At 69.4% G+C, this 3,992-nt stretch carries 2 protein-coding genes and 2 pseudogenes; 3 read left to right on the forward strand and 1 reads right to left on the reverse strand.

Features of this window, described 5'->3' with window-relative positions; all coding sequences use genetic code 11:
• A partial coding sequence (locus tag NKF06_RS19930) for a universal stress protein (RefSeq protein WP_253246393.1) occupies positions 1–643 on the forward strand: 643 nt, incomplete at its 5' end.
• 32 nt (positions 644–675) lie between these two features.
• Here the strand turns inward: NKF06_RS19930 and NKF06_RS19935 are convergent.
• Positions 676–1,905 carry an NAD-binding protein gene (locus tag NKF06_RS19935; protein ID WP_253246394.1) on the reverse strand — a complete coding sequence of 410 codons (1,230 nt, stop codon included), beginning with the start codon at positions 1,903–1,905 and terminating at the stop codon, positions 676–678.
• Positions 1,906–2,005: 100 nt separating this feature from the next.
• On the opposite strand from NKF06_RS19935, the pseudogene NKF06_RS19940 reads away from it, so the two are divergent.
• Positions 2,006–3,227 (forward strand): annotated as a pseudogene (locus NKF06_RS19940) (TrkA C-terminal domain-containing protein).
• Positions 3,227–3,992, forward strand: a pseudogene (locus NKF06_RS19945) (potassium transporter TrkA); the annotation flags it as partial. The pseudogenes NKF06_RS19940 and NKF06_RS19945, both read left to right, overlap by 1 nt.

The raw sequence follows: 3,992 nt of genomic DNA on the forward strand, positions 1-3,992 counted from the left end.
CGGCGGCGGACTCGACACCGACGCCGACGCGTCGGTCGAGCGCCTCGAATCCTGCGCGCACAAACTGCGGACCCGACTGGGCGTGCCCGTCGAGGTCGCCGTCGCCCGCGGCGACCCGTTGACCGCGACGACCGAGGCCGCGGCGAGCACCAACTCCGACCTCGTAGTGACCCCGTACGAGGAGGACCGCGGCCTGCTTTCGGACTACGTCCGCGGCCTGTTCGGAGGCTCGTACGACACCGTGGCGTTCCGCTCGACCGGCGAGACCTACCGCTGGCGGCGCATCCTCGTGCTCGTCTCGCGGCCGGGCGACGCCGCCCACGCGATGATAGACTTCGCGACTCGCCTCGCCGGAAAGACCGGGAGCGTGAGCGTCACGACCTGTATCTCTTCCGAGGTCGAGCGCCGGCCCGCGGAGTCGAAACTCGCCAATCTGGTCGAGACGGCGGACGGAAACATCGAGACGCGGGTCGCCCGCTCCGACGTGACTAGCTTCATCGCCTCGAACGCCGCCACCTACGACCTCGTGGTGCTCGGCTCCAGCGGCGACCGGTCGCCCGCCTCGCGGTTCATCTCGCCGCCGACGTTCGAGCGCATCCGCGAGATAGACTGCGACGTTGCGGTGTTCGACCGCGGGCATTGAGCGGCCACCAGTAGAGCCGGAGTCGGTTGTGTTTACGAGCGGTTCGTTTCGTCGGTCCCGTCGGTCTCGCCCGCTCCGTTCGTTTCGTCGGTCCCGTCCACGGACGGGTCGTCGGGTTTCTCGTCGAGCAGGCGTTCTTCGATGGTCTCGAGGCCGCTCCCGCCGACGGCGGACTCGGCGAGGAAGTGGCCGCCGAGCGCCGCCGGGCTGATGACGGTGTTGGCCCCGGCGCGTCGGAGCTTTCGCTCGTTTTCCCGCTGAGTCGCCGCCGCGACGATGTGCACGTCGGGGTTGAGCTGTCGCGCCGTGAGGATTGCCAGCGCGTCTTCGGCGTCGTTGTTGGTGGCGACGACGACCGAGCGGGCGGCGTCAACGCGGGTTCGCTGGAGCGACTCCTCGTCGCTCGGGTCGTCCGTGACCACGTCGTAGCCGCGGTCGGTGAGGCGCTTGGCGCGGCCCTCGTCGGGCGTGACGATGACGACGCGGGCGCGGTCGCCGAGTTCTTCGAGAATCGGTTCGGTCAGTTCCCCGTAGCCGAGGACGAGGACGTGGTTCTCCAGGATGTCGAGTTGTGATTCGGTCATACGTCCGAGTGCTTTGGTGAGTCGGGCTTCGATTGCGGGCGTGAGCAGGACACCGAGCGCCACGGCGAACGTCGCCACCGTGAGCAACAGCGCCGAGATGCCGAACAGCTTTGCGATGGCGGTCTGCGGCGTGATGTCGCCGTAGCCGACCGTACTGCCGGTGACGACGCCGTAGTAGAACGCGTCGAACAGCGTGTCGATGCCGTTGAACTGCTCTCTGAGCGCCCACGCCCCGGCGGTCGCGTAGGTCTGTGCGCCCGCGATGGCGAGCAGCGCCGACAGCTGCGTCGCCGTCAGGTCGAGGTCGCGGTCGAACGCCCTGTGGTTGAAAAGCAGGAGCGCGAGGCTGATAAGCGAGAGGCCGACGAGGGGTGCAGCCCGTTCCGGTGACTGGATGAGTCCCTGCGCGGCGGTCACCGGGAGCAACACCGCGGTCGAGTACCAGGCGGCGCGGTAGCGTCGACGGAGCCCGAAGACGCTCGCGAGGAGCAAAAAGCCCGTCAGCGTCCCGGTGAAGCCGGCGGTGATGCGGACCGCTTCCGGAATGTACGGTGCCAACACGCCACCGGTGACCGGGGAGCTGATGTTGAGGATGCCGATGGCGACCGACAGGACGGCGGCGAGGAACACCGTCCCAATCGTCGCGCGGGCACCGACCCACTCGCGTACCGAAGCCATGTCTCTCCCAGTTCTGGCGCCCGAGGGCAAAAACGGTCGGGTATCGGTCCGTCACGTGCGCGTCGTCACGTCTTTATTCCGTCGGCGAGTGTACCGGTCCATGGCTTCACTCCCCGTCGAAGTCGTCTACGGGCTGTACTTCGGCATACTCACGGGGCTCGTGCCGGCCGCCGTCGCGTGGCTCCTCGGCTTCGGCTTCCGCTACGTCACCGGCGTCACCGTTCCGGGCCTCGCCGTCGTCGTTCTCAGCGTCGCCATCGCGGGCGCGAGCGGCGGCCTCATGGCGCTTGCCGACCCATCGATTACGCAGTCGGACAACCAGGTCAGGCTGACCGTCGCGCTGTTGGTCGTCCTGATGGGGGCGCTGTACGCACACAACCGCGGTGATGCCTTCGCCAACGACATCCCGCGGAAGATGTCGCTGCGAAAGCTCACAGAGCGGACGCTCTCGACCGACGTGGTCGAACTCGTCGGCGGCCGCGGACAGGTCAGCGTCACCGTCACCGGCGAGGTCGGCGACATCGAAGGCTACCCGCCGGTCCCGCTCGACATCCGCACCAGTATCCGAAACGGCGAGTGGACGTTCCCCGCCGACATCCCGCTCGTGGAGCTCGAATCGCGGTTCGCCGACCGCCTCCAAAACGAGTTCGACCTCGCAGCCGTCGAGGTCAGAATCGACGAGCGAGCCCGCGCGACCGTCTCCGCGGCGGCCCCGGTCGGCGGCCTCTCAAAGCGTCTGCCCGCGGGCAAGCGCGCGGTGTCGGTGACGGCGCTCGTTCCGACGGGGCTCGCGCAGGGCGACGAGGTGGTCGTCGTCACCGACGGCGGCACCGAAACCGTCTCGGCGAGCGTCGCCGGGGTCGAAGTCGGTCGTCGAGGCCCCGAGCGAACCTGACGAGGACGACGCGGACGACGCGGACGCTCCGAAGGCCGCGCCGCGCGCGCCGACGGCCGTCGGCGGCGAGGGTCGCGTTACGCTCGCGGTCGACCGAGGCAAGGTCGAATCGCTCCTCGGGAACGACGTGGAGCGCTTCGTCGTCACCTCCCGCGGCGTCCGGCGGGAGTTCGAACTCGTCTCCTTACTTCGCCGCGCCGGCAAGCGGTTCTCGCGGCTCTCGGTCGGGGCAGAGGGACCGCTCGACGGCGTGACGCTCAGAGACGCCGGCGTCCGGGACACCTACGGCGTCGCGGTCCTCGCGGTCCGCCACGGCGGGGATTGGACGATTGCGCCGCGGGGTGACCAAGCGGTTTCCGCGGGCGATACGCTCTACGCGGTCGGGTCGAGAAGCGACCTAACTGCCTTCGAGGGGGCGGTCGCGTGATGTCGGCATTGCTCGCCCCCGTCGCCGACCTGTTCGCGGCAGTCGGGCAGTCGGCGACCGCCGGGCAGGTGTCGATTCCGGCCGCGGACGACGCGCTCGTCCCGCAGGTCCTCCGGCTCATCGGCCTCGTCGTCGGCGCGTTCATCGTCTCGGCGATCGCCTCGCTACTCTACCGCTGGTACACCCGCGAGATAATCCCGCGGGCGCTGGCGGTGCTGTTCGGCGGCGCGGTCGTCGCGCTCTACCTGAACACTATCGGCCTGTTCGGCGCGTTCACCACCGGCAGCGAGACCGAGGTGTTCCAACTGGACACCGTGCTTTTCAACATCGGGTCGCTCGCCGGCGGGGCGCTCATCGCGCCGGTCGGCCGCGTCGCCGGCGACCGACTCGCGACGGACGTGTTCGCCGTCGCGGGCGCGAAGGAACTCGACACCGACGTGAGTCGGCTCGTTCGGACCGTCGGCCGTGTCACGTCGGTGACGCTCCCCGAGGACATCGGTGACATCGAGGGGTACGACCCGGTCGGCGAGAGCGTCAAGACCCAACTGAGCGGGAAGACGCTGTTGTTCCCCCGGCGGCTCAGCGAGGCCGAACTCCGCGACCGACTCGCGACGCGCATCAAGGACGACCACGGCGTCGGCCACGTCGACGTGGAGTTCGAACCCACGGGGACCGAGGTGTCGTATCTCGCGCTCGGCAGCCGCGCGGCCGGCCTCGGGCCGACGCTCGCACCCGGCACCGTCGCGGTCGCGATTCGCGGCGACC

Source organism: Haloferax sp. AB510, from assembly GCF_024136985.1.
Taxonomy (GTDB): domain Archaea; phylum Halobacteriota; class Halobacteria; order Halobacteriales; family Haloferacaceae; genus Haloferax.